We start from the raw sequence: 326 nt of genomic DNA, 5'->3' as shown, positions 1-326 counted from the left end.
CCTCTGGCGTCACCGGGCATGGCACGCATCTGCCTTTACGGGGATTTACAACGATTTGGCCGCCGCATCGACCTTCGAGTGAAAACGGGGTCCGAAGCCATCCGGGCGCTGGCCATGCAGATCCCGGCGTTTCGTCAGAAACTGAGCGACGGCTGGTACCAGGTACGCATTGCCGGGCGTGATGCAGGTGAAACCGAATTGTCTGCCCGTCTGAATGAGCCGCTGGCAAATGGTGCCGTGATCCACATTGTGCCGCGTCTGGCGGGAGCTAAAAGTGGCGGTGTGTTTCAGGTGGTGCTGGGGGCGGCGCTGATTGCGGTGGCATG

The 326-nt window shown here is 61.3% G+C and carries 2 pseudogenes; both read left to right on the top strand.

Going from position 1 to position 326, the window contains the following annotated elements:
* A pseudogene (locus tag ATB02_RS26515) lies at nt 1–82 on the top strand (phage tail protein); the annotation flags it as partial.
* Nucleotides 79–326: pseudogene (locus tag ATB02_RS25930) on the top strand (tail assembly protein); the annotation flags it as partial. The pseudogenes ATB02_RS26515 and ATB02_RS25930, both read left to right, overlap by 4 nt.

The sequence above is a fragment of the Escherichia sp. MOD1-EC5189 genome (assembly GCF_002966045.1).
Lineage (GTDB): Bacteria > Pseudomonadota > Gammaproteobacteria > Enterobacterales > Enterobacteriaceae > Escherichia > Escherichia coli_F.
This window is presented reverse-complemented; position numbering and strand designations above follow the sequence as displayed.